The sequence below is a fragment of the Haloarcula amylovorans genome, from assembly GCF_004681185.1.
GTDB lineage: Archaea > Halobacteriota > Halobacteria > Halobacteriales > Haloarculaceae > Haloarcula > Haloarcula amylovorans.
Map to the genome: position 1 here is coordinate 977,954 of NZ_SRIF01000001.1, position 23,142 is coordinate 1,001,095.

The 23,142-nt window shown below is 63.3% G+C and carries 19 protein-coding genes; 7 read left to right on the top strand and 12 right to left on the bottom strand.

The window, feature by feature from the left end; translation table 11 throughout:
• The first annotated feature begins 184 nt into the window (after positions 1 to 184).
• Together E4S61_RS05010 and E4S61_RS05015 are read left to right on the top strand one after the other, a co-directional pair.
• Positions 185 to 1,255: a 2,3-butanediol dehydrogenase gene (locus E4S61_RS05010; RefSeq protein ID WP_135302791.1), complete on the top strand. Its 1,071-nt coding sequence runs from the start codon at positions 185 to 187 to the stop codon at positions 1,253 to 1,255.
• Between the two features lie 42 nt (positions 1,256 to 1,297).
• Positions 1,298 to 1,735: a universal stress protein gene (locus E4S61_RS05015; RefSeq protein ID WP_135302792.1), complete on the top strand. Its 438-nt coding sequence runs from the start codon at positions 1,298 to 1,300 to the stop codon at positions 1,733 to 1,735.
• Between the two features lie 26 nt (positions 1,736 to 1,761).
• On the opposite strand, the gene E4S61_RS05020 is transcribed toward E4S61_RS05015, so the two are convergent.
• The 5 genes from E4S61_RS05020 to E4S61_RS05040 all read right to left on the bottom strand — a co-directional run bounded on the left by E4S61_RS05020 (position 1,762) and on the right by E4S61_RS05040 (position 8,098).
• A complete protein-coding gene (locus E4S61_RS05020) occupies positions 1,762 to 2,559 on the bottom strand; it encodes an ATP-binding cassette domain-containing protein (RefSeq protein ID WP_135302793.1) in 798 nt (265 codons plus the stop codon).
• Between the two features lie 85 nt (positions 2,560 to 2,644).
• Entirely contained in the window at positions 2,645 to 4,453 is a 1,809-nt protein-coding gene (locus tag E4S61_RS05025; RefSeq protein WP_135302794.1) for a thiamine pyrophosphate-binding protein, read from the bottom strand.
• A gap of 79 nt (positions 4,454 to 4,532) precedes the next feature.
• Positions 4,533 to 5,594, bottom strand: coding sequence for an ABC transporter permease (locus tag E4S61_RS05030; protein WP_135302795.1), 1,062 nt, complete (start codon positions 5,592 to 5,594; stop codon positions 4,533 to 4,535).
• Between the two features lie 24 nt (positions 5,595 to 5,618).
• Positions 5,619 to 6,899 carry a sugar ABC transporter substrate-binding protein gene (locus tag E4S61_RS05035; protein ID WP_167768421.1) on the bottom strand — a complete coding sequence of 427 codons (1,281 nt, stop codon included), beginning with the start codon at positions 6,897 to 6,899 and terminating at the stop codon, positions 5,619 to 5,621.
• 101 nt (positions 6,900 to 7,000) lie between these two features.
• Positions 7,001 to 8,098: a Gfo/Idh/MocA family protein gene (locus E4S61_RS05040; RefSeq protein ID WP_135302797.1), complete on the bottom strand. Its 1,098-nt coding sequence runs from the start codon at positions 8,096 to 8,098 to the stop codon at positions 7,001 to 7,003.
• A 391-nt stretch (positions 8,099 to 8,489) separates the two neighbouring features.
• Between E4S61_RS05040 and E4S61_RS05045 the strand changes: the two genes are divergently transcribed.
• A complete protein-coding gene (locus E4S61_RS05045; protein ID WP_135302798.1) occupies positions 8,490 to 9,263 on the top strand; it encodes an HpcH/HpaI aldolase family protein in 774 nt (257 codons plus the stop codon).
• A 555-nt stretch (positions 9,264 to 9,818) separates the two neighbouring features.
• On the opposite strand, the gene E4S61_RS05050 is transcribed toward E4S61_RS05045, so the two are convergent.
• Together E4S61_RS05050 and E4S61_RS05055 are read right to left on the bottom strand one after the other, a co-directional pair.
• Positions 9,819 to 10,859 carry a tyrosine-type recombinase/integrase gene (locus E4S61_RS05050; protein WP_135302799.1) on the bottom strand — a complete coding sequence of 347 codons (1,041 nt, stop codon included), beginning with the start codon at positions 10,857 to 10,859 and terminating at the stop codon, positions 9,819 to 9,821.
• Entirely contained in the window at positions 10,856 to 11,278 is a 423-nt protein-coding gene (locus E4S61_RS05055) for a DUF5805 domain-containing protein (protein WP_135302800.1), read from the bottom strand. Before E4S61_RS05055 ends, E4S61_RS05050 begins: the two co-directional genes overlap by 4 nt.
• A 1,389-nt stretch (positions 11,279 to 12,667) precedes the next feature.
• Here E4S61_RS05055 and E4S61_RS26480 point away from each other — a divergent pair.
• Positions 12,668 to 12,790, top strand: coding sequence for a hypothetical protein (locus E4S61_RS26480; protein ID WP_280663602.1), 123 nt, complete (start codon positions 12,668 to 12,670; stop codon positions 12,788 to 12,790).
• Between the two features lie 173 nt (positions 12,791 to 12,963).
• Here E4S61_RS26480 and E4S61_RS05060 read toward each other — a convergent pair whose 3' ends face one another.
• The 3 genes from E4S61_RS05060 to E4S61_RS05070 all read right to left on the bottom strand — a co-directional run bounded on the left by E4S61_RS05060 (position 12,964) and on the right by E4S61_RS05070 (position 16,628).
• Positions 12,964 to 13,437 carry a hypothetical protein gene (locus E4S61_RS05060; protein ID WP_135302801.1) on the bottom strand — a complete coding sequence of 158 codons (474 nt, stop codon included), beginning with the start codon at positions 13,435 to 13,437 and terminating at the stop codon, positions 12,964 to 12,966.
• Positions 13,438 to 13,509: 72 nt separating this feature from the next.
• On the bottom strand, positions 13,510 to 15,420 hold the full coding sequence (locus tag E4S61_RS05065) for a PDC sensor domain-containing protein (RefSeq protein ID WP_135302802.1): 1,911 nt from the start codon (positions 15,418 to 15,420) through the stop codon (positions 13,510 to 13,512).
• A 2-nt stretch (positions 15,421 to 15,422) separates the two neighbouring features.
• Positions 15,423 to 16,628, bottom strand: a complete 1,206-nt coding sequence (locus E4S61_RS05070; protein ID WP_135303287.1) for an ABC transporter substrate-binding protein — start codon at positions 16,626 to 16,628, stop codon at positions 15,423 to 15,425.
• A gap of 318 nt (positions 16,629 to 16,946) precedes the next feature.
• Between E4S61_RS05070 and kdgK1 the strand changes: the two genes are divergently transcribed.
• The 3 genes from kdgK1 to E4S61_RS05085 all read left to right on the top strand — a co-directional run bounded on the left by kdgK1 (position 16,947) and on the right by E4S61_RS05085 (position 20,812).
• Positions 16,947 to 17,906, top strand: a complete 960-nt coding sequence (kdgK1, locus tag E4S61_RS05075; protein WP_135302803.1) for a bifunctional 2-dehydro-3-deoxygluconokinase/2-dehydro-3-deoxygalactonokinase — start codon at positions 16,947 to 16,949, stop codon at positions 17,904 to 17,906.
• 117 nt (positions 17,907 to 18,023) lie between these two features.
• Positions 18,024 to 19,784 carry a pyruvate kinase gene (gene pyk / locus E4S61_RS05080; protein WP_135302804.1) on the top strand — a complete coding sequence of 587 codons (1,761 nt, stop codon included), beginning with the start codon at positions 18,024 to 18,026 and terminating at the stop codon, positions 19,782 to 19,784.
• Between the two features lie 56 nt (positions 19,785 to 19,840).
• Positions 19,841 to 20,812, top strand: coding sequence for an ROK family protein (locus tag E4S61_RS05085; RefSeq protein WP_135302805.1), 972 nt, complete (start codon positions 19,841 to 19,843; stop codon positions 20,810 to 20,812).
• Position 20,813: 1 nt separating this feature from the next.
• Here the strand turns inward: E4S61_RS05085 and E4S61_RS05090 are convergent, their stop codons facing one another.
• Together E4S61_RS05090 and E4S61_RS05095 are read right to left on the bottom strand one after the other, a co-directional pair.
• A complete protein-coding gene (locus tag E4S61_RS05090; protein WP_135302806.1) occupies positions 20,814 to 21,989 on the bottom strand; it encodes a Cdc6/Cdc18 family protein in 1,176 nt (391 codons plus the stop codon).
• Positions 21,990 to 22,046: 57 nt separating this feature from the next.
• Positions 22,047 to 23,141: a hypothetical protein gene (locus E4S61_RS05095; protein WP_135302807.1), complete on the bottom strand. Its 1,095-nt coding sequence runs from the start codon at positions 23,139 to 23,141 to the stop codon at positions 22,047 to 22,049.
• Between the last annotated feature and the right edge of the window lies 1 nt (position 23,142).

A 23,142-nucleotide genomic window follows, 5' to 3' on the forward strand; every position in this document is an offset into this window, starting at 1 on the left:
CGGTCGCTACGTGTGCCGTTTCGCTCGCTACGATGTGCCATCACAGTACGACGATTGACGGCCTCGGTCAATAGCGTTTGCCTCCGTTCACGAACTCGGTTTCGCAGGCGGCCGAAACCTTATGCTGAGGGGCGATGAACACGTCGACACGTTCGGTCAGAGACTGAACGCCGCAGGTTTAACCATGAAAGCAGCAGTGTACTACGGACCCGAAGACGTTCGCGTCGAAGACGTATCGGCAGACGAGGTCGGCCCCGCTGACGTGCGCATCGATGTCGCGTGGTGTGGCATCTGTGGGACGGACCTCCACGAGTACCTCGGCGGCCCCATCTTCGTCCCCGACGAGCCACATCCGCGAACCGGAAAGACACTCCCGCTGACGCTCGGCCACGAGTTCACTGGGACTATTGCGGAAGTGGGGACAGACGTAGAGCGCCTCTCGGTCGGCGACCGCGTCGTCGTCGAACCGAACATCCCCTGTGGCGAGTGTTACTACTGCGAGGAAGGGCGCTACAACCTCTGTGAGAACGCCGCGGCCATCGGCCTCCAGACAGACACTGGGGGCTTTGCCGAGAACGCCGTCGTCCCGGAGCAACAGGTCCACGAACTGCCCGACGAGGTGTCGCTGAAAGACGGGGCGCTGGTCGAACCGCTCGCCGTGGGACTCCACGCCGTCCGCCGGGCGGACATCAGCCCTGGCGACACCGCGGCCGTGTTCGGAGCCGGGCCGATCGGCCTCACAGTCGTCCACGCGGCGCAGTCGGCCGGCGTCAAGCGGCTGTTCGTCTCCGAACCACAGACTGTCCGCCGGGAGAAGGCAGCCCAGCTGGGCGCGGACGTGACGATAGACCCGCTCTCGACCGACCCCGTCGAGCGCATCAAATCGGAGACGCCGGGCGGCGTCGACGCCGCCTTCGAATATGCTGGCGTCGATCCCTCGTTCAACGCGGCGGTAAAGAGCACGCGACGGGGCGGCACCGTCACCGTGGGGGCAGTCTTCGAAGAGGAGACCTCGACGGACCTCAAGGAAATCGTTACCACCGAACGGACGGTACTCGGGAGTCAGACCTACGCCTATCCGCCGCTGTCGTTCCGCTCGGAGTTCGACGCGGTCATCCAGTCGCTCGCGGCCGACGAGGTCGATACCGACGCGTTCGTCTCGGCGACCATCGACCTCGACGACATCGTCGCGGAGGGGTTCGAGGCCATCGACGACCCGGAGAACGGCCACGTCAAAGTGCTCGTCTCGCCCTGACGGACCTATCGTTTTTTGTCCCGCTGTGCCGTCAGTCACCGTATGCCACGTGCACTCGTCGTCGTCGATCCGGAACCGCGCGTCAAAGAGTTGCTGGACGTCGCCAGCGACTTCGCCCGCGGGTCAGGCGCGCAGTTACTCCTGTTTCACGTCACCGATACGTTCGACAGCAGCGCCGTCCGCGAGCAGATGCGCGACCTCACCGGAGTCGACCACAACTATCGGTCCGGTATCGAGGGCGCTGAGGAGTTCGCCAGCGACCTCGGCGAGGAACTGCTCGCGGACGACGTGGACTTCGCCGTCGAAGGCGCGTTCGGCGAGACGGCCCAGCGAATCGTCGCCGCCGTCGAGGAGTTCGACTGCACCCACGTCTTCCTGACCGGACGGCGGCGGTCGCCGACGGGCAAGGCCGTCTTCGGCGATACGGCACAGGAGGTCCTCCTGAACGTCGACGTGCCGGTGACGCTCGTGATGGAGTGAGAGTCGCAGAACCGCACGAGGCCGAGTTACGCCTGCGCCTCGGTGTCCGACGCCGTCTGCACGTCGGACGGCATCTCTCCGGAGACCATCATCTGGACGATGTCCTCTTTGGTCACCGCGTCGGTGTCGACCGTGCCGACGAGGTCGCCGCTGTCGAGGATGGTGACCCGGTCGGTGAGTCCGAACACCTCGTCCATATTGTGCGTAATGAGGAGGACGGTGATGCCCTCGTCGTTGAGCGTCTTGACGAGTTCGCGCACCCGCCGCGCTGAGTCCGCCGACAGCGCCGAGGTGGGTTCGTCCATGATGACGAGGTCCGGGTCGGTGACCAGCGACCGAGCGATGGCAATGGCCTGTCGCTCACCGCCCGAGAGGAACTCGACGCGGGCCGTCGGGTCGATTTCGAGGTTCAGCCGACTCCGGATGATCTCCTCGGCTTGTTCGTTCATCGTCTCCCAGTCGACGACGGAGATGCCGGCGTACTTCTTCATCGGATTGCGGGCGAGGAACATGTTCGCGGAGACCGAGAGCGTGTCCACGAGCGCGAGGTCCTGATACACCGTCGAGATGCCGTACTTGCGGGCCTCCTTCGGGTTCGAGATATGGACCCGTTCGCCGCGGATGTACACCTCGCCGGCGTCCGGCTGGTGAACGCCCACGAGCGTCTTGATGAGCGTGGACTTTCCCGACCCGTTGTCGCCGAGCAGCCCCATTATCTCGCCGTCCCTCACTTCGAGGTCGACGCCGTTCAGCGCGACGACGCGGCCGAAGTGCTTCTCGATGCCGCGCATCTCTACGAGGTTCTCCGTGCTACCGTCTGCCATGCAAATCGTTACACCACTCGGTCACATAAGCGTTTCCCGCAGCATGGCCGTGGTCGTCATATGAGGGCCGCTTCGGAGTGGCAAGTCAGTCGTCGCCTGCGGCCTCCTCTTCGGCCTCCGCGCTCTCTTCACCGGGGCGCTCTCCGGCCTCGTAGCCCTCGCCAAGCCCCGGGAGGTGCCACGCGCCGGTCATGATGCCGCCCGTCTCCGTCGAGTCGCGCTCGACGACGGCCTCGACGAGCGCCGGCCCGTCGTGTTCGACCATCTTTTCGAGCGCCGAATCGAGGTCGTCGGCCTCGAAGACGCGCTCGGCGAACTCGACGCCCATCGACTCGGCCATGCCGACGGCGTCGTAGTCGTGTTCCTCGTCGAACTCCGTCGCGATGACGCGGTCCCATCCGGACTGGGTGACCTGCAGGTTCCGAATCGAGAGCCACGCGTGGTTGTTGAGGACGAGGACGTTCACGTCGATGTCCTCTTGCACTGCGGCGATGAGTTCCTGATTGCAGTGCAGGAAACTGCCATCGCCCTGAATCGAGACGACCTGTCTGTCGGGGGCGGCGAGTTTCGCGCCCATCGATGCGGGGAGGGCGAAGCCCATCGTGGAGAACCCGCCAGCGGAGATGTTCGACCGCGGTTCGTACACCGGGAACTCGGGGTTCGTGATGTCCTGTGAGTGGCCCGCACCGGTCGTGACGATGGCGTCGCGGTCGAGGACGTCACGCAATCCACCTAGCACTCGCGCCATGTTCAGCGGGACCGTGTCGTCGGTGTGGCGCTCCTCGATGCGCTGTTCCCACTCGTTCCAGCGTCGCTGGACCTCGTCGTAGTACTCGTTGTCCTCGCTGCTAACGGGGTCGGTCCGCTCTTCGAGCTCGTCCCGTATCTGCTGGGCGACCACCTTCGCGTCACCCTGCACGCCGACCTCGACGGGGTAGTTCTTCCCGATTTCGTGGCTGTCGATGTCAACGTGGACGAGTTTCGTCGGCGGAATCTCGAAGCTCACGCCGGGGTCGAACGACGACGTGTGGAGGTCGGAGAACCGACAGCCGAGCGCGAGGATCACGTCGGCGCTGCTACAGAGTTCGTTGCCAGCGGTGGTCCCCCACGCGCCCGCGTAGCCGACGAACAGGTCGTGGTCTTCGGGAACGATGCCTTTCCCCTGAAACGTCGGACTGACCGGCGCTTGCAGGAACTCTGCGAGTTCGAGGACTTCGTCCCACGCCTCGGCTAGCATTGCGCCGCCCCCGGGAAGGATGACCGGCCGGTCGGCGTCCTGTAGCAACTCGACGGCCTCCGAGACCGCACGCGGGTCACCGGCCGGCCGGTACTGCGCCCGCGAGTGGGCCGGGTCGGGGATGTCCACGTCGCCGACGGCCGACTGGACGTCCATCGGAATCTCGACGTGGACCGGTGCTGGTCGGCCCGTTACGGCCTCTTGGAACGCCCGGCGGAGGGTACGGGGCAACTGCTCGACGTCGTGGACCTGGAACGTCTGTTTCGTGATGGGTTCCATCACGTTCGGGAAGTCGCCGGGGCGCTTGCGCTCTATCTCCTGTAAGATGCCCTGTCCGTACTCGTGTGTCTGCGGGCCGCCGGTGAGGACGACCATCGGCACTGAATCGACGAATGCTGTCGCGACGCCCGTTACCGTGTTCGTCGCGCCCGGTCCGATAGAGGTGTAGACGACCAACGGATCGCCGCTCGCGCGGGCGTAGCCGTCCGCGAGGTGTGCCGCTCCTTGTTCGTGTCGCGGCTGGACGACGTCGACCGACGAGTCGTTGAACGCGTCTATCATTAGCGTGCTCCCGTGGCCCGGGATGCCGACGATGTGGTCGACGCCTTCGCGTTCCAGATACTCTGCGATGATTTCACTGCCGTTCAGGCGAACCATAGCGTGTGATTCGGCAACTGCTCTCTTATATCTAGGGGGATGTCGACAGCCGAAAGAGAGGTGGTCGAATGCGCGCCGCTCAGGTAGAGAGGAGGCGGCGGCGAATCTTCGACTCAGTCGTGTAGAGGTAGATGGCGACCAGCAAGACGAGTCCGTTGATGAACTGAATAGCGTCGCCGCCGACGCCGACCTGCACCAGCCCGACCTGAATCATCGTCAAGAGGAACATCCCGCCGAAGGCGTTCTTGATGTCACCGCGACCTCCATCGAGACTGATACCGCCGATGACCGCGCCCGCGAACGCCGGGAACAGGTCGCCCTCGGCAAGTCCAGGCGGTGCCGCACTCAGGTAACCCGTATACAGCAGGCCCGCGAGCCCGCTCAGGAGGCCCGACGCGGTGAAGACGATGAGCAGGACGCGTTCACGGGGGATACCGGCCTCTTCTGCCGCGTTCTCGTCCCCGCCGACCGCCATGATAGCGAGGCCGATGCGCCGATAATTCATCATGAACCACGCGCCGGCGTAGAGCACGATTATCAGCGGCACCGCTATCGGTATTCCGCCGAACACCCACAGCGAGTCCGCACCAGCGAGGCCCGGTAAATCGCCGATCAGCGCGCCGCCGACGAACAGATAGGACTCCGGAAGAGGCGCGATGGTAATCGTCGACAAGAGGAAGACGGCTCCGCGGAAGATGATGAAGAAGGCGAGCGTCTGCAAGAACGGGTTGATGCCGAAGTAGCCGATAGAGACACCGTTGACGAAGCCGATGGCGCCGCCGACGAACAGAACGAGGACGACGCCGACGAGTCCGGGCGTCCCCGGGAACCAGGTGTTCAAGAACAGCGCGGTCACCATCGCAGAAAAGCCCGCGATAGAGCCGATAGAGAGGTCGAAGTTCCCGCTGAGCAGACACAGTGACTCCGCGAGGACGAGTGCTCCGAGGCCCGCGCTCGAATACAACATGAACTGGATGTTGCTCGCCGAGGTGAACACCTGCGGCATCAGGATGGCGAAGATGGTGAACGTGACGACCACGATGGGCCAAATCATGTTGTCGAGGCCCCAGAGGAGCCACTTCGTTCCCTCGCCGCTCGTCCGGTCCAACCAACTGCTCCAGTCGAGGTCTCGAATGCTCATGTGAATGCTGATTTGATAGGTTCGTCAGTCGAGGAGGTCGCTCGCGTAGTTGCCCCAGAGATACTCCGCGTCGACGTTCTCCTGCGTGATGGCGACGGTCTTCGGTTGGAGCCACGGGTAGTAGTCGGTGTCGCCCGAGGACCACTGTGTGACCGTCCCCGGCGACCAGTAGCTGTTCGACAGCGGCTGGACGCCGTTGTACTCGATGTTCTGAACGGCCACCTCGTTGGGGAGGTTCGCGGAGTCCGCGGCCGTCACCTCGCTGTCGGGTTGCGGGATCGCGGCCTCGCCCGAGTTCAGTTGGTGAATCATGTACTCCATCGAAATCGGCGCGTAGAACGGCATCGGTTGCTGGAGCGTCGTGTGGATGTACCCCTCCCTGATGTTGTCGAGGACGCCCGGGAACCCGTCGATGTTCATGATGGGGATGTAATTTTCCGTGTCGTCCATCGTCGCGAGCATCCCCATCTGGTCTAAGACGTTGACCGCCGCGAGCGCGCCGCCGCCCCAGACGGAGTAGATGCCGTCGATGTCGCTATCGCTTTCGAGGAACGCGCTTAGGTTCTGGGTCGCGCGCTGTTGGCTCCAGCCCTTGTTGTAGATGACCTGGACGATTTCGATGCCGTCAGCCTCACTGATGGCCTGCCGGAACCCTTCGCTCCGACGGACGGCCGACTGGTCGGATTGGTCACCGACGAGGTCGACGACACGACTCCCGCTGTAGGTGTCGTTGAGCGCCTCGATCATCAGTTCGCCGGCCCGATAGCCAGCGTTGAAACTTCCGAATCCGGTGAACAGTTCGATGGCGTCGGTTGGGGCTGAGGAGTTGGCCGTGTAGACCGGAATGTCCTGTTCGGCGGCGCGTTCGATGACGCCGACCGCCGCGTCCGAGGAGTACGGACTGATGAGGAGGCCGTCGATACCGCTGTTCAGCATACTCCTGACGTTCTGAATCTGTCGTTGCGCCTGCCCACCGGCTTGCGTGACCTGGATCTCGTGGCCCAATTCCTGTGCGTACACCTCCCCGATCTTACGGAACACCTGGAGCCACGGGTTGTTCATGTTCTTGATGGAGAACCCGAACTTGTAAGACTGCCCGCTGCCGCCATCGCTGCCCGTGGTCGCCGTCTCTCCGCCGGTGGTAGCGCCGCCACCGTCGCCGGTCGCGGTGCCGCCACCGCCGTCACCACCACCGTCGCCGCCGTCGCCACCACACCCGGCGAGCCCGACTGTGGCCCCGACGCCGACTGCGGTGATATACTTGCGTCGCGAGATACGACCGTCAGAATGGCTATCGCTTACCATGGGTCTAACACACATAGATTGTTTGCTCACGCCATATAAATATCTTTCTCAAAAATTCGTTGTATATACACGACGCGTCCATCGGCTGTCGCGTAAGTGGTTCAGATCGTTATCCAGGAACCGCTCTCGTCGCTCTTGACGACGGCATCTACGACGGACTGGACGGCGTAGGCGTCGGCGAAGTCCGGTTCGTACCTCTCGCCAGTCTCGATGGCGGTGAGGAACTCGTAGTTCTCGTGGACGAACGAGTGTTCCCAGCCGATGCCGTGGCCCGCTGGCCACCACGCGTCCATGTAGGGATCTGACGGCTCCGTGACGCTGATTCGCTGAAACCCCCGGTCGTCCGCACCGCGGAGTTCGAGTTCGTTGAATCGCTCGACGTCGTATCTGACCGCCCCCTCGGTACCGACGAGTTCTATCGCGTTGGTGTTCTTGTGTGCGGTCGCTACGCGCGACCCCTCGATGACGCCCTGCGCACCGGACTCGAACCGGAGGAGCGCGCCGTAGGCGTCGTCCGTCGTTACCGGCGTCGGCGTTGCATCGTCGGGATGGGGCCGCTCCTCGACGAATCGAGAGAGTGTCCCAGCCACTCGTTCGATGTCGCCGACGAGCCATCGAGCGAGGTCGATTGTGTGTGCGCCCACATCACCGACGCGGCCGTAGCCCGCCACGTCGGCGTCGTTGCGCCAGATCCACGGATCCTCGGGGTCGGCCTGAAAGTCCTGTAGATACGTCCCCCGAAAGTGCCGAATCTCTCCGAGCGCCCCGTCCTCGACCAGTCGCTTCATCAATGCCACTGCGGGCACGTACCGATAGTTGAAGGCACAGGCGGCCTGCGCGTCGGCGTCCGCCGCCGCCTCGACCATCCCCTCGGCCGCATCGAGCGTCGACGCTAGCGGTTTCTCACAGAGGACGTGGACGCCCGCTTCGAGCGCCGCGATCGACGGTTCGGGATGGAGATTGTTCGGCGTGAGATTGTAGAGGATGTCCACCTCGTCGATCACGTCCCGCCACGCCGTCGTCGTCCGGTCGAATCCGTACCGGTCTGCTGCCTGGGCCAGCGCGTCTTCGTTCCGGCCGGCGATAATCCGCCGATTCGTCGCCGGTGCGTCCGGGAAGAACATCGGCAGGCGAGCGAGCGCGTTCGCGTGGGCTTTCCCCATCAGCCCGTACCCGACGAAGCCGACGTCGTACGTCATCGGTACCGCCTCCCGTCCACTCTCGGCGTAGTCGTTTTCGGTTCGCTCGCCCGTCGAAACCCGGCGCTCCCGCCGGAGATCTGTCTGGTCATACGAACCGTACTGCGACGCCCGACGGCAAAAATCTATTCCGTGCGACGACGCTCTCGCGTCTTGGTCTCTGTGACGGTGCGCGGCCGCGGTGGTAGTCTCTACGTATCGGATTGACTGCCGGCGTTCAGAGGAACTTCCGGCACAGCACTGTTGGCCGATGTGAAATCGCCCCGTTCACGATCGACCCTCAACGCTTTTATATCCCCGTCTGAAATTGCAATGATAGATAATACCATGCACTGCACAGGCTCGCCGGTAGCACTAGGTCCAGTCGCACCGATCGCCCTGAGGGCATGATATGACCGGGATCAAGCGTGCCATAGAAGAGTTCGATCAGCCGCTCGGAACGTGGCTCTCTATCGGGCATCCCACCGTGGCGGAGGCGGCCGCCGGTCTCGACGTGGACTTCGTCCTCGTCGATATGGAGCATACGACGATGTGTTTAGAGACCGTCGAAGGGATGGCCCGCGGTGTGGACGCCGCTGAGGGTGACACCGATACGGTGGTTCGCGTCCCGTGGAACGATCCGGTTCAGCTGAAACGCATCGTCGATATCGGCATCGCTGGGGTCATGGCCCCCATGATTGGGACAGCCGAGGAAGCCCGGACACTCGTCCGCGCACTCCGATACCCCCCTGACGGGATTCGCGGTATCGCTGGAAGTCGTGCGACCGGCTACGGCCGCAACTTCGAAGAGTACGTCGAGACGGCCAACGGCTCTATTCTGACCGTCGCCCAGATAGAGACACAGCAAGGCCTCGACAACGTCGCGGAGATCGCTCGCGTGGACGGCATCGACGCGCTGTTCGTCGGTCCCGCGGACCTCTCGGCGGCTCTCGACCTCTTCGCGGAGTGGCACTCCGAAGAGTTCGACCACGCCCTCGAAGCCGTCGTCCGCGCGGGCAACGCCGCCGACGTCCCCGTCGGCACGCTCACCGTCGACGTCCAGGACATCCCCAAACGGGTCTCGCAGGGATTCGACTTCCTCATCGCCGGAAAGGACGTTTCGTTACTGATGGACGGGATCGAGACGGCGATCGACGAGTACGACGAGGCCGCTGCCTCGAAGTGACGAGCCTCGAACGTCTTTCCACCGTATCGTCCTATACCCTAGTCGTCCGATCTCTGTACATCCGTAACCCGCTGTAGAGCATTCACGTCGCCAGAGGACATCTTCTGAATGGTGGTCTCTCTCTCCGGATGATCAGTCACAGTGGCGTCTTCGGTAACCGACGATGGCTGGCCGTTCGGACGAGCCGAACGGGAGATCCGATCTTGGGACAACCACACCGACGTGCCAGCCCGTTTTTCTAGAGTGACAGGACTCAGACCGCTCGTTTCGCTGCGATTTCGCGAAACGACGTTTCAGCCGAGACGATAGAACTGTTCGCCACCGACGAACGTCCTCGGTCCTACTCGCAGGCTGCGACCTCGCCGTGATTGCTCGTCGTATTTAGTGAGACACACCTCGAATAACGAGCGTACTATTGATAGTTTTCACCTCTCCCGAAAGCGCGTTCAGCACGACCCGCCAGAGGTCACCGCCCATATTCTGTATAGCGCCATATGATTTATCAGTCTCGTACCGGCCAAATATCCGTCGGAATGAAAACAATGGAATTCAGCGTTAGACCTGCAACGAGTAGATATTCGCCTCGTAAACGTCCCGAACCCGGTCACCCCAATCGTGTGTGTACGTATCGATGACATCCTGTGCGACGTCGCCACGGAGGTACTTGACGACCCCGCGCTCACCGGTGCGATCGCGAAGGTGGGTGGTGAAGAAGTGCCGGAAGTAGTGCGGCGTAACGTTCTCTTCGGCACCACCGCCGTCTCGATACCAGCCTCGGTCCCGGGCGTGTGTCTCGACGAGGTGATGCACCATATTCGGCGTGAGGCGTGCGCCCCACTCGCCGCTCGTCGAGACGAACAGCGGCGTCGCCGCAGAACGCGTATCCGGCCGAATCGCCAACCAGTGCCGCAGAACGCGGGCGAGTTCTCCGTCGATCGGTATCGTCGTATCCCGTTTGCGCTTGTTCGAGGCGGTCCGTTCCTCGCCGTTAGCGGTCTGCCCGCGAGACGGCGACGCCGAGACGTACAACGAGTCAGGACGGCCGTCTAGTCCGGCACGAACGGGCACATCGGGTCGCGGTCCCGGAGTTTCGAGGTGAACGTCCCGAACGTCTAAGTTACACAGCTCACCGACACGCATTCCCGTCTTGAGCAGCGTGACGACGACAGCGCGTTCGAGCGGATGGCGGACGGCCGCGACGAACGTCCGCATCGGCGCAACGCCGATCTCCCGGCGTGTCGGGTCCGTATTGATCGACTCGTCCATCTCCTCGACGACCAGTGCCATCGGGTTCGATTCGAACGTCCCGACCTGAATCATGTAGGCGAAAAAGCGGTGGAGATACGAGGCGTACGTCGCGATGGTGCTCTCGCTCTTCTCACCACGAAGCCCGTGAACGTACGCCATACAGTCCCGATGTGACGCCTCTGCGACCGGAACCGGTCGGCTCCCTTCGGAGAGAAACGCCTCGAAGTCCCGTAGCACTCGCTCGTAGAATGCCCGAGTCCGATCGCTCTTTCCGTGGTAGGTAATATCGTCGAGGAAGTACGCGATTGGGTCCTCCTCGTCCGTAGCGCCGGCGGTATCAGAACTCATTCGTCGAGTACGTACCCCCCGTGGCGGCCACTGTATCGAACTCGACCGGACGACTGGAGCTCCTGTAGCGTCTGGTCGAGGCGCTCTTCGATGTCGTCGGTGAGCTCCGCGAGCAGTTCGTCCCAGTCGTGTGGGTCGCCGTCAGCGAGAACGGTCTGGACCCGGTCTTTCAACCCATCAACCCCAGGGGTTGCGTCCGGAGAAGTGGGTTCCTCGGGCACGGGTCGTTCGCTAGTCCCGCCCGTGGATTCCGATTCGGCGGGCTCGAAGCCGCTACGGCCCGCCTGTACCATCGTCCGGACGAACTCACTTTGACTCATGTCGAGTTCGTTGGCGTGTTCGCGCCACAGTTCTTTCTGGTAAGCCGGCACGTACGTCCGAACGGAGGTCCGCTCGTCGCCTTCGCCGTCTACTGCCATATCGTATCCTCTCTACGGGCCCACTTCAATCTAATCCCACATATACGGATAAACACACTTATTTGGGTAGGTGATACTGGAAAGCGCCACCATCTGGGCATGCACACACAGATAAAAATGCAATCGAGGAGGTGGCGCGGATTTTGATAGTGTTAGACTTACGCATCTAAATCTCGGTGACTCAGTTCGAAGTCGAGTAGAGTTGTCTCGGCCCGTCGCACTTTAGTCGCAGTTCGAGTTCCGTGCCTCCCAGAACAGGGTGGGTCGTGTTCCGTACCGAACGAGTGACGAGGGATTCGATCGATCGTTTAGCGGGTCACTTCACGGAGGGCTGCAGAAGATACTCCGTAGGCGGTCGGCTTTTCGGACGAGAATCGTCTTGTCTCTCTCAACGGCGGGATACCACTCTGAACGAGCCGCATTCGATATTCACGTAGATTGTTCTGGTGAAGAGCTCTCACCGCCGCCAGATGGTTCGGCGGTCCGCTCGGTACCCGTCACCAGAAGTGGGGCGTCCCTATCTACTCCGTCGGATATTCGGGTATCTTATTCCTCGGCAGCTGTAGAGAAGAGCGGAGTTCTGATGGCTCCATTCGGTGGGTTTACCGCCGATGCTGTCGGGAGCGATTCGTAAGCTAATGGCGGTAGCTGAGGGACTGATGACTGGTGAATGCCAGCCCTGCGCCAGACGTAGACGGAACACGGGGCTGTGTCACCAAGATGACGTCGAATCCAAGAGACGACCGCATCACTGCTGACAGAGCGGACGTCTGTAACGGGCCCAGCGAGACAGTTCACTGTCGCCTTGGAGTTACTTCTTGTCCCTGGTCACCCCTCGGCTCTCGTTGTTGGAGGCGACGTTGCGGGACGCTGTGGCGCTCTCATACGCTCGCTCGTGCCGTCGTTCTCTCTGCGTTCGTTACTGTGTACTGGAGTCGGACGCCAGTGCCCAGTCTCGATATACCGCCGTCCGCGATACTGTCGGATGCCCCTACGTTCGTAGCCAAACCCTGGAACGCGCGGGGAGCGGAAACGTCATCTGTAAAAGTAATTTCTCACAAAGGAAAATATCCCGATACTGCTTAGCTACCCTCGTGAACCGCAGCCGAGGCGAAAGATTGGACTCCCGATAGGGTATTGGCGTATCTAAGAGTCGAACGCTTACTCGATTGCCGAAATAGTGACTCCGAGTCGGTTGCGAGAGTGCAGTTCTGACCGTGGATCTCAAGTTGATTGCAAGAGAGGGCTCGTCTCGCTCACGCGAGCGTATGGTTTCAAAACGCCACTGGAGTGCGCAATCCGAAATTGCTTCCCGTATTCGAGTGGTAGCGCGACGTATGCACTCGGCAGGTCTGGCAACGGCCGCGGCGACGAGGGAACGTGATATCGATGGCTGACCCCGCTCTCGTCCGCCTCTACATGATCGCAATCGTTCTCGTCGTGATGCTGGTCGGACTCGTCGGCTCTTTTTACCTCGTCAAGTACCTGATCGGCTATACCTTCGAATCGTAGGTAGCGGCCGTTCTCCTCGGTCGAGACGGAAATAGTGTCATATGTTTAATTAATAGGTTCGGATCCGAGCTTGTCGTGCGCCGGACTCGTAAACTACATGTCGCTATACTAAATGTCTGGCAAAACTTGGAAAGTCGAAGCGGTGAAACAGCTATCACAGACGGAGATTTCGCTCACTTGCCTTGCTCGTCTTCGGCGGCGTCGGCGACTGTCTCGGCGAGCGTCGTCCGGTCGAAGCACGCGGCGGCGTCGTGGGCCGTCTCGAAACGGACGACGTCGGTGAGCGCCTCGCTCGCGTCGCATTCGTCGTCTAACAACCGCTCGGCGAGGTCGGCGTAGCCGTCGGCGAGGTCGCGGTACGCCTCCATCGTGGCCTGTTTCTTCCGGATGGTCTCCTGTTTCGCCTCGATGGCCTCGACATCCGCTTCGGGGTTACGGCCGGCGTCGGGCGAGGTTGGGCCGGTCGGCGATTCAGTCTGCGCTCGGTCCAGTTCTTCACGAACCGCTGCGGTCTCCGCCTCGACGTCCGCCAGCAGTTCGTCGACATCCTCGCGCATCGTCTCGATCTGACCGGCGAGAAGACCGGCCTGTGTCCGACAGTAGTCGGCGTAGTCTTCGGTACTTGGGGCACCCGCAGCGTCGGTCATCGGCGGCGCTACTCACGGCTGTGGGAAAGCGGTTCCGGAGCGAGGAAAATTCGATCGCGTGGCGAATGCGGGTTACTGGTCGTCGTTCTCGGCCAGTCCCTGCGAGGGACCACCGGAGAAGACGAATTCGTGTTCGGCCTCGGTCTCGAATCGGTTCAAGATGTCACCCAGCGGCTGGGCGTAGCGCTTGAGCTGTTCGGCGCGAGAGGAGACCTCGTTGAGTTCTGCGGCTTGCTCCTCTGCGGCACCGGCGACGGTTTCGGATTCGGCCATCATGTCTTCGCTGGTGTCTGCGGCCTCCTGTAGCGAGGTGGCCGTCGTCTGGAACTGCTCGACGGAACGCCCCAGGTCGACATCGGGGTTCTCGGCTTCCACCTGCTCTAGGGTCTCGACGAGGTAATCGAGGTCCTCGGAGATATCCTGGAGGCGCTCTTTCTGGTCGTAGGCGTCGTCGGAAATCTTCTGGATGGATTCCGCGACCTGTTCGGAGGCGTCCCGAACAGACTCGGCACTCGTGAGCACCACGTCACCGGACTCCGCGACTTCGTCGGCGAAGCTCTTGAGTTGGCCGAGCGTCTTCTCCAGTTCGGCGATCATCCCGTTGAACTCGCTCGCGATGCGATCCATCGACTCGTTCTCGCCGTCGGTGTCCATGCGCTCGGTGAGGGTACCGGCGGCGGCGGCCTCCATCACGTCGGAGAACTCCTCGGCTTTCTCCTGGAGGTAGTTGTTCATCTCCATCGCCTCGGCGCGGGACACCTCCGCCTCCTTGCGGGCGCGTTCAGCGTCGTCGATCTGCTGTTTGAGCGCGTTGCGCATGTCACCGAACCCGGCGTAGAGCCGACCGATATTGTCGATGCGACTGGTGGAGATGTCTACGTCTAAGTTCCCCTGTCGCATCTGCTCGGTCTTGCGCGTGAGACGGTCGATCGACGTCGCCGTGTTGTATCCCAGTGCGGCCCCGACGCCGCCGATGAGCAGTACCATCAGCGCCGTGCCGACGAGCCCGTACAGCTGAACGTTCTCTACGAACCCGAAGACGGCCGAGTACGGCGCGTGGACGAGAACGACCCAGTCGGTCTCCGCTATCGGCGAGTAGCCGACAGTGTACTTCTCATCGAGAACGTCACTGGCAGCCATCGTGGCGACGACACCGGCTTCTTGCTCGCCGCCGCGCAGGTCGTTGGCCGCGCTGATCGGCTGGAGCGCACGGTCGTTTTCGGCATACGGCTGCAGCGTCTCCTCGCCGATGCCGCTGCTCTCGTCCGTGGGCTCGTCGAACATCACGACGTTAGACGCGTTGACGACCTGCGTGAACCCGCCCGCCGCCCGTTCGGATCCCTGGAGGGACTCGGTGATCCCCGAAAGCGAGTACTCGATGACGATGTAGCGGTTCTGCGTCGCGTCGACGGGACTCATGAATCCGACGACCGGCCCGGTCTGAGTCCGGTAGACGTCGGAGTTGACGACTTCGCCCGCACGGTCGAACTCCGGTCCGTTCGTCCAGCCTCGGCTCACGTCCGAGACGTTCGTTCCGGCGCTCAGCGACGTACTAGCGACGATGGATGTCCCGGTGATCCGGCGTTCCACGAGGTGGACGTCAGCCACGTCGGCGGACAGCCCCGCCTCCCGGTTCCGGAGTTCCGCCCGGAGATCCTCGGAGTCATCGGAGGCCCAGACGCCGCTAGAGGAGATGAACTGCGCGGACAGACGGTTGCGTTCGAACCACTGCTCGATAATGTCACCCTCCTGTTGGGCGAGGCCCTGATACTCGTCGGTCACCTGCGTCTCGGTGTAGGTCTGAATCTGTCCCGTAGCGAACAGCCCGATCGCGCCCACCGACAGCGCCATAACAATCAGTACAATAGCGAACTTCAGTGCGAAGTTCCGGCGAATCACGTTCGGGACGATCGTCGCTACGAGGCCGCCGTTGGTGTCGTCGATTCCCGATTCCCCTGTCGAAGTCGTATCCTGTGAACTCATAATCAGTTACCGCCCAGCGAACATTCTACCGCCGGGCCTTCGCTACACGAGTACATCGCGTCCCGTGTCGTGTTTATCAGATTGTAGTACCGTCCGAACGCCTGCTGGTCGCCCGGTCGCCCCCGGACGACCGGCACCGGCCGCATGGACTGGTGGTCACACGCGCGTAGCGTCTCTGACCCGATACCGGTCCCGTACTCCAGTCCCTCCAGCACGGAGATGACTTCGTTCGGGTCGAACGTCCCCGCTTTCTGGGCCGCGTAGGCGTACTGTAGCGTCTGTGTGTACGCGACGTGAGCCGGTCCCGACGGAATCGACGACGAGGCCGATCCCGTCCCGCCACTGTACTCGCTGCTGAACGCCGACTGGAACTCCTTCGAGAGCGGCGTCTCAATCGAGGGATCCCACTCGATGGTCCCGATGACATCCTCGATTGCCCCGCCCGCGGTCTGTGCGACGGCCCGCGTGTACAGCGGAATGACGACGTTCTCCTCGGGGAACGCCTTGCGAACCGCACGAACGGCGTTCGCGGCGTCGAGACCGCGGAGATTGAGGATCAACACGTCCTCGCTGGCGTTCTCGATGTCGGAGACGTACTGGCTGAAGTCCCGCGTTCCGAGCTGGGCACTCAGCGTCCCGACGGGTTGCCACCCGGCCTCGGTCAGCGACTGCTTCATCAGGTCCTTCTGGGCGTTCCCCCAGTCGTCCTGTGAGTATATCTGAAAGAAATCGACATCTTCGCCGTATTCGTCGACGAGAACGGGTTTCAGCGCCTTCGCCGTCATGTAGCCGTTGAACAGTTCGCGGAACGTGAACCGATTACAGGAGGCCCCGGTCAGCGTATCGATATGCGTCATCGTCGCCATGAAGATGACCTCCTTCTCGGCGGCCAGTTGCTGGTGAGCGAGTCCGGTGTCGCTGGTGGACCCGCCCGAGAGCATGATGATCTCGTCGTTCTCGATCATCGACGCCGCCGAGGCGCGGGCAGCGTCAGGATCGCTCTCGGTATCACCGACCACTGATTCGACGGTCTTGCCGAGCAACCCGTCGCCGTTCAGTTGGCCAGAGTACTGCGTATCGACCCAGCCGCCGCCTTCATTGATATGTTTCACCGCGAGACGATGCCCGCGAAGTTCCTCTTCGCCGGTCGTCGAGAACGGTCCCGACTGAGCGACGTTGAAGCCGAACGTGACGGTCTCCCCCGTCACAGGGTAGTTACCGATGCGCTCTGCGGTTGGTGTACCGCCACCGCTACCGCTGTCTCCGCCACAGCCGGCCAGCCCGGCAACGCCGGACACCCCTGCCGCCTGAATAAATCGTCTTCGAGAAAGGGGTTTCCCGCCACTTGCTTGCCTACGACCCATAGACACTTGTGTAAAATAGTGGTACAAAAGCCTTTGGAGAATATCAATAGTTAGAGACCAAGATAGAGCAGATTGGTATTAAAATTACAGCACGATTACACCGTGAGCGACTGGACAGTCAACTCTCGTGGATTTATACCGGGCGGACTACGAGAGAGGCACATGACAGACCTCGTGGCGTTCGGTGAAACGATGCTCCGGCTCTCTCCGCCGGACGAGGAACGGCTAGAGACCGCAGACCAGTACAACGTCCGTGCCGCCGGGGCCGAGTCGAACGTCGCCGTCGCCGCACAGCGACTGGGCCTCGATGCCGTCTGGACCTCGAAGCTTCCGGACTCGCCGGTCGGTCGACGCGTCGTCGGGGAACTCCGCAATCACGGCGTCACGACCGACATCGCGTGGGACGACTCCGAGAAAGGCCGACAGGGAACCTACTACCTCGAACAGGGCCAGCCGCCGCGGGGTAACGAGGTAATTTACGACCGCGCAGACGCGAGCGTGACAACCGCTCGAACAGCCGAGCTGCCGACCGAGAGGATAGCGGCAGCCACCGGCTTCCACACCACTGGCATCACGCCCGCACTCTCGGAGACGCTCGAAGGGACGACCACCGACCTCCTCTCACTCGCACAGGACGCAGACACCGTGACGAGTTTCGACCTGAACTACCGGTCGAAACTCTGGGAGCCTGCCGAGGCGAAGGCCATCCTCACGGACCTATTCCCCGACGTCGACGTCCTCGTCGTCGCCCAGCGAGACGCCGAAGTCGTCTTGGACCGTCACGGCGACGCCGAAGCGGTCGCTCGCGGGCTGGCCGAGGACTACGGCTTCGACGTGACGCTCGTCACGCGCGGGGCGGAAGGGGCGCTCGCCCTCACCGACGGAACCATCTACGAGCAGCCGACCTACGAGGCGTCGAACGCCTACCCGGTCGGGACGGGCGATTCCTTCGTCGGCGGGTTCCTCTCGCAGTACCTCGCGGGCGAGGCCGTCCCCGACGCGCTCGAATGGGGCGCGGCGACGGCGGCGCTCAAGCGGTCCGTGCCCGGCGACATCGCCGTCGTCTCGCCGGACGAGGTCCGAGAAGTCATCGCGGGCGATACGAGAGCGATCTCGCGCTGACTCGCAGCCGAGAAATCCTGCGCTATCCGACAACCTTCTTATCCCCTCGCTCGGTAGCCACCGATATGAATCACCGAAACGCACGTTCACTGCCGTTTTTCTCGAGTGACTGGGACAATGCGTAGTGCGAAAATCGTCTGTACGTTGGGTCCCGCGAGCGAGTCCGTCGACAAAATCGCGTCGCTCGCCGAGGCCGGGATGTCCGTCGCACGCCTGAACGCGAGCCACGGGTCTCCCGAACACCGCCGAGAGATGATCGACCGCATCCGCGAAGTCGACGCCGCTGTCGAGTCGCCCGTCGCGTCGATGCTTGACATGCCCGGGCCAGAGGTCCGAACCGCGCCGGTCCGAGAACCCATCGAACTCGTCGAGGGGACGACCGTCCGCTTCGTCGTCGACGACGAGGCGACCCCCGAGGAAATCGGTCTCTCGCAGTCGATCACTAACGTCGAACCCGGCGACCGCGTCCTCTTAGACGACGGCCGTATCGAGACCACCGTCGAACGAGTCGAGGGCGACGTGGTCTTCGCACGCGTCGAGAACGGCGGCGAACTCGGCGCGCGAAAGGGCGTCAACGTTCCCGGCGTCGAACTGAATCTGCCGACCATCACCGAGAACGACGAGCAGGAACTCGACGTGGCCGCCGAGAAGGAACCGGACTTCGTCGCCGCCTCCTTCGTCCGCGACGGCGAGGACATCTACGAGATAAGCCAGGCGATGGAGGAGCGCGGCATCGACATCCCCATCATCGCCAAGATAGAGCGGGCCGGAGCCGTCGAGAACCTCGATTCCATCATCGAGGCCGCCTACGGCATTATGGTCGCTCGTGGCGACCTCGGCGTCGAGTGCCCCCTCGAAGACGTGCCCATCATCCAGAAGCGCATCATCCGCAAGTGCCATCAAGCGGGCGTCCCGGTCATTACTGCCACGGAGATGCTGGACTCGATGGTCCACTCCCGGCGGCCGACCCGCGCGGAGGCCTCCGACGTGGCCAACGCCGTCCTCGACGGCACGGACGCCGTGATGCTCTCGGGCGAGACGGCCATCGGCGACCACCCTACACGCGTGGTCGAGACGATGGACCGCATCGTCCGCGATGTCGAGGGGAGCGACGAGTACGCCGAGTCGCGCGAACAGCGAGTCCCGACCGCCGGCGAGACGCGGACTGACGCGCTGGCCCGTTCGGCCCGCTTTCTCGCGCGGGACATCGGCGCATCCGCGGTCGTCGCCGCATCCGAGTCCGGATACACCGCGCTCAAAGCTGCAAAGTACCGCCCGTCCATTCCTATCGTCGCCTCGACGCCCAACGAGCGGGTACGGCGCAAACTCGCTCTCTCGTGGGGCATCACGCCCGTGACGACGGAGTACACCAACGAGGGGGCCGACGCGATCATCCAGACCTCCGTGCAGGCGGCCCTCGACACCGAGGCCGCCGAGGGCGGCGATACGGTCGTCGTCCTCTCCGGGATGATGACGGAGCTGGACGGGATGAACACGGCGAACATGCTGAAGGTCCACGTCGCCGCCGAGACGCTGGTCAGCGGACGGTCGGTCGTGTCCGGACTGGTGACCGGCCCGGTCTATCACGTCGAGGACGGCAACCTCACGGACGCCCCAGACGGCGCGATTCTCTCGATCCCCGAGGGGTTCGACGGGGAGTTCACCGGCGACACGAGTCGCCTCGGTGGTATCGTCGACGCCCACGAGGGGATAACGAGTTACGCCGCCATCGTCGCTCGGGAACTCTCCATCCCGATGGTGTCCGACGCCCGGCTCCCCGACGACGTAGAGGACGGCGCTGTCATCACGCTCGACGCCGAACGCGGCGTCGTCTACGAGGAAGCCGTCGGCAGAGAGCGCCTCGACGACGCACGATAGCACGGGCGGGACGAATATGTGCAATTAAGTAGCGCAAGAGCGACTTCCCCATCAACATGGGCACATACGCTGGGGTCGATCTCGGTGCGACACACATCCGGGCCATCATCGGCGACGAGTCCGGAACGCCGATATCGTCGTACAAGACGGAAACGCCGCGCGGACCGAACGGAATCGCCGTCACCGAGGCGGTCCTCGATGCGCTGCGCGAGGCCTGTGCGGCGGCCGACATCGAACCCACCGATGTCGTCGCGGCCGGAATCGGCTCGTTCGGCCCGCTCGACCTCGCGGAAGGCATCGTCGAGAACCCGGCGAACCTCCCCGACACCATCGACCGCATCCCGCTTACGGGCCCGGTCGAGAACTTGCTCGGCACCTCGCGAGTGTACCTTCACAACGACGCCAACGCGGGCGCTATCGGCGAGCGCTTCTATGCCGACCGCAACCCCGACGACATGATCTACCTGACTATCTCCTCCGGCGTCGGCGCGGGCGTCGTCGTCGACGGCAACGTCCTCAGCGGGTGGGACGGGAACGCCGGCGAGGTCGGCCACCTCACCATCGACCCACACGGATTCATGACCTGTGGCTGTGGGCACGACGGGCACTGGGAGGCGTACTGCTCGGGCGAGAACATCCCCAGATACGCCACGCAGCTCCACCGTGAGGACCCCGTCGAGACGGCGCTCCCCCTCGACACTGAGGGGTTCAGCGCGGCAGACGTCTTCGAGTACGCCGGCGAGGACGACTTCGCCTCGCACGTCTTAGACCAGGTTTGTCACTGGAACGCGATCGGCGTCGCCAACATGGTCCACTCCTATGCGCCGCTGGTCATCTACGTCGGCGGTGCCGTCGCGATGAACAACCCCGAACAGGTCTTAGACCCCATCCGCAACCGCCTCGACGATATGGTGATGTCGAACATCCCCGACATTCAACTGACCAATCTCGGCGACGACGTGGGCGTCCGAGGCGCGCTCGCGTCGGCGCTGACAGAGGGGACCGGCGACCCGTCGAAAGGCGTCTAGCTCACTGTCGGAGGTCGTACAATCGGCGAAACGCTGTCGGCGGAAACCGGGGAACGACCCGACTGGGCGGTCGGCCCTGCTCGTGTCGCTCCTCGGATTGGACGCGGTCGACGATGCCCGCCTCGGCCATCTCGTAGAGGAAGCGCTTGACGGTGCCTTCCGAGAGGTCCACCGCCGATGACTCGCTGATGGCGGCAGTGGTCGCCGTCACCGAGGACCGGTCTTCCGGACTGATGTCGACGAGCGCCCGCAGTACCGCCTGTCTGTTTGCCGGGAGCGCGAGGACGACGCCCAGTGAGATACAGGGCCGTGGCATCTCGTCGATGGCCCGCTCGACATCTTCTTCGGAGAGTCGCGCGCGTCCGGCCGCGCTCGCGTGGTCGGTCGCGACGAACAACACCGTGAGGGCGTCGTGCGCGTTGCCCTCGGCCCATTCAGCGATCGACCGGGCGAGGCTGTGGTCAAGGGCCTGCTGTGAGAGACCGAGCGACGCCCGCGTCATCAGGACGTCGACCAGCATCTGTCGCTGGTAGCGGTCGACGTGTATCGACGCCGCCGTGTAGCCGGTGAGGTCGGTCTCGTCGGGGTCGTCCCGGCCGATAGCCAGCCAGCTGACGTTACTCGGGAGGCCAGCGAAGCGGTCGACGAGATCCCCGTCGCCGATGCTTCGCGGTTCGCCGACGTGGTCCACCGCGATGACGACCCCGGCCTGTGACCCGGTCAGCCGGTCGTCGAGACGAGTTCGGAGTCTGTCGGTCCCGATGCCGTGTTCGGGCACCGATTCGTCGATGAGGGCGTCTAGTATCGCGTGGTAGAATGCGAATTCACTGGCTGTCTGTCGGGCGTCGACGTAGACGAACGCCGGCGACGTTGGCGTCTGTGCGCGCGTGCTGGTCTGGATGACCGCGCGCGCTTCCGACGGCAGGCGGTCGAGGTGAGTGAACAGCGCCGTGACGACGGCGGACTTGCCCGAGCCACGTGGACCGTACACGTACGCGTTCGGCGGGAGGTTCCCGTCGAAGATGGGGTCGAAGTGATCGAGCAACCGTTCGAGGAATGGGCCGCGGTCGGCCGGTTCGTCGATGTGCGCGACGGGCGAGAGAGACTCGTAGTCCTGTATCAGATGCGGGTGCCCGTCTCGGCGCTGTCGTCGTTTGATTCTCGCTTCGATATCCATGCTTTGGGTCGAATCTCGATGTGTATTGAACGCACTGACAAACAAAAAGCGTGTGACTCAGGGAAGCGGCACCGCTGCGGCCGTGGTGAAGACGCCGGCGATGGCGAGGAGCCCCAAGATGAGCGTCGTCGTGATGATCGAGGCCGCAGGCGGGTCGAAGTGCGTGTCCGAGTGCGCGTAGAAGATACGCTGCCAGATCTCACCGAAGAGCGCACCGAGGACGCCGAAGAGCGCGCCGAGGACGAGTGCGACGACGACGGGGGACCCGTCGGTCATCGCCATGCTCGCGATGAACGTCGCGGGCAAGGTCATGTGGTGGGTGACGGGGAACTTCTCGACGCCGAGGTTCAAGAACAGCAGGCTGGCCGCGGAGATGCCGAAGGGGATGAAGAGACTCCCGGTCTTGGCGAAGATGTATGCTCCGAGGATACCGGTGACCAGACCGAGCATCACGACGTGGCTCCATCGGTATTGGTGGGGGAGCCACGGTTCGACTGCGGGTCGCTGCGCGCTGTACCCACCGTCGGCCGCGACTTCTTCGCCGTCGACCTGGTCCATCCGCATCTTCCCGCCCTCGAAAGGCGTCATGTCGAAGAGGCTGCTGCCGCGCACTTTCCCGATGACGGGGTAACCAAAAACGAGTCGGGCGACGATAGCGGAGAGGATGACCCCCATTGCTGGCGGGTCAATTGGGATTCCGAGGCCGCCGGACGTCTGGCGGATCGCCATCCCGAGGATCCCGAAGACGCCGCCGACGGCGAGAATGTCGGGTCGGGTGCCGAGCGCGTAGGCGATGTCCTTCGCGGGGTGGTAGTCACCGTCGCCCGGTGCCGGCATACCGTCGTTCTTCGCGGCGTAGGCCGCGGCGGCGACGCCGCCGGCGAAGGCGACGTGTGGGCCGAACACGGGGCCGAAGGCGAGCGGGCCGACGATACCGGCACCGTAGCCACCAGCCGCGTCGGCGATGACGTCGGGCGAACCGCCGACGAACCCCTCCGAGACGACGTTGCCTGCCTCGCCGATGAGGACCATGAAGCCGGTGAAGATGAACGCGGGCAGCGCACCGATGGACGCGCCGAATGCGCCACCAGCGAAGGAGGCGATGACGAGGACCAGGATGTCCATGGCCGTGAGGCCGAAGACGATAGCCATC

What these genes read in the sequence shown, in the direction of transcription:
- E4S61_RS05065 (WP_135302802.1), bottom strand. Translation starts at nt 15,420, where the DNA reads ATGAGTTCACAGGATACGACTTCGACAGGGGAATCGGGAATCGACGAC.
- E4S61_RS05095 (WP_135302807.1), bottom strand. Translation starts at nt 23,141, where the DNA reads ATGGCTATCGTCTTCGGCCTCACGGCCATGGACATCCTGGTCCTCGTC.
- E4S61_RS05010 (WP_135302791.1), top strand. Translation starts at nt 185, where the DNA reads ATGAAAGCAGCAGTGTACTACGGACCCGAAGACGTTCGCGTCGAAGAC.
- E4S61_RS05020 (WP_135302793.1), bottom strand. Translation starts at nt 2,559, where the DNA reads ATGGCAGACGGTAGCACGGAGAACCTCGTAGAGATGCGCGGCATCGAG.
- E4S61_RS05090 (WP_135302806.1), bottom strand. Translation starts at nt 21,989, where the DNA reads ATGGATATCGAAGCGAGAATCAAACGACGACAGCGCCGAGACGGGCAC.
- E4S61_RS26480 (WP_280663602.1), top strand. Translation starts at nt 12,668, where the DNA reads ATGGCTGACCCCGCTCTCGTCCGCCTCTACATGATCGCAATCGTTCTC.
- E4S61_RS05040 (WP_135302797.1), bottom strand. Translation starts at nt 8,098, where the DNA reads ATGACGTACGACGTCGGCTTCGTCGGGTACGGGCTGATGGGGAAAGCC.
- E4S61_RS05050 (WP_135302799.1), bottom strand. Translation starts at nt 10,859, where the DNA reads ATGAGTTCTGATACCGCCGGCGCTACGGACGAGGAGGACCCAATCGCG.
- E4S61_RS05025 (WP_135302794.1), bottom strand. Translation starts at nt 4,453, where the DNA reads ATGGTTCGCCTGAACGGCAGTGAAATCATCGCAGAGTATCTGGAACGC.
- E4S61_RS05045 (WP_135302798.1), top strand. Translation starts at nt 8,490, where the DNA reads ATGACCGGGATCAAGCGTGCCATAGAAGAGTTCGATCAGCCGCTCGGA.
- E4S61_RS05030 (WP_135302795.1), bottom strand. Translation starts at nt 5,594, where the DNA reads ATGAGCATTCGAGACCTCGACTGGAGCAGTTGGTTGGACCGGACGAGC.
- pyk (WP_135302804.1), top strand. Translation starts at nt 18,024, where the DNA reads ATGCGTAGTGCGAAAATCGTCTGTACGTTGGGTCCCGCGAGCGAGTCC.
- E4S61_RS05060 (WP_135302801.1), bottom strand. Translation starts at nt 13,437, where the DNA reads ATGACCGACGCTGCGGGTGCCCCAAGTACCGAAGACTACGCCGACTAC.
- kdgK1 (WP_135302803.1), top strand. Translation starts at nt 16,947, where the DNA reads ATGACAGACCTCGTGGCGTTCGGTGAAACGATGCTCCGGCTCTCTCCG.
- E4S61_RS05085 (WP_135302805.1), top strand. Translation starts at nt 19,841, where the DNA reads ATGGGCACATACGCTGGGGTCGATCTCGGTGCGACACACATCCGGGCC.
- E4S61_RS05015 (WP_135302792.1), top strand. Translation starts at nt 1,298, where the DNA reads ATGCCACGTGCACTCGTCGTCGTCGATCCGGAACCGCGCGTCAAAGAG.
- E4S61_RS05035 (WP_167768421.1), bottom strand. Translation starts at nt 6,899, where the DNA reads ATGGTAAGCGATAGCCATTCTGACGGTCGTATCTCGCGACGCAAGTAT.
- E4S61_RS05055 (WP_135302800.1), bottom strand. Translation starts at nt 11,278, where the DNA reads ATGGCAGTAGACGGCGAAGGCGACGAGCGGACCTCCGTTCGGACGTAC.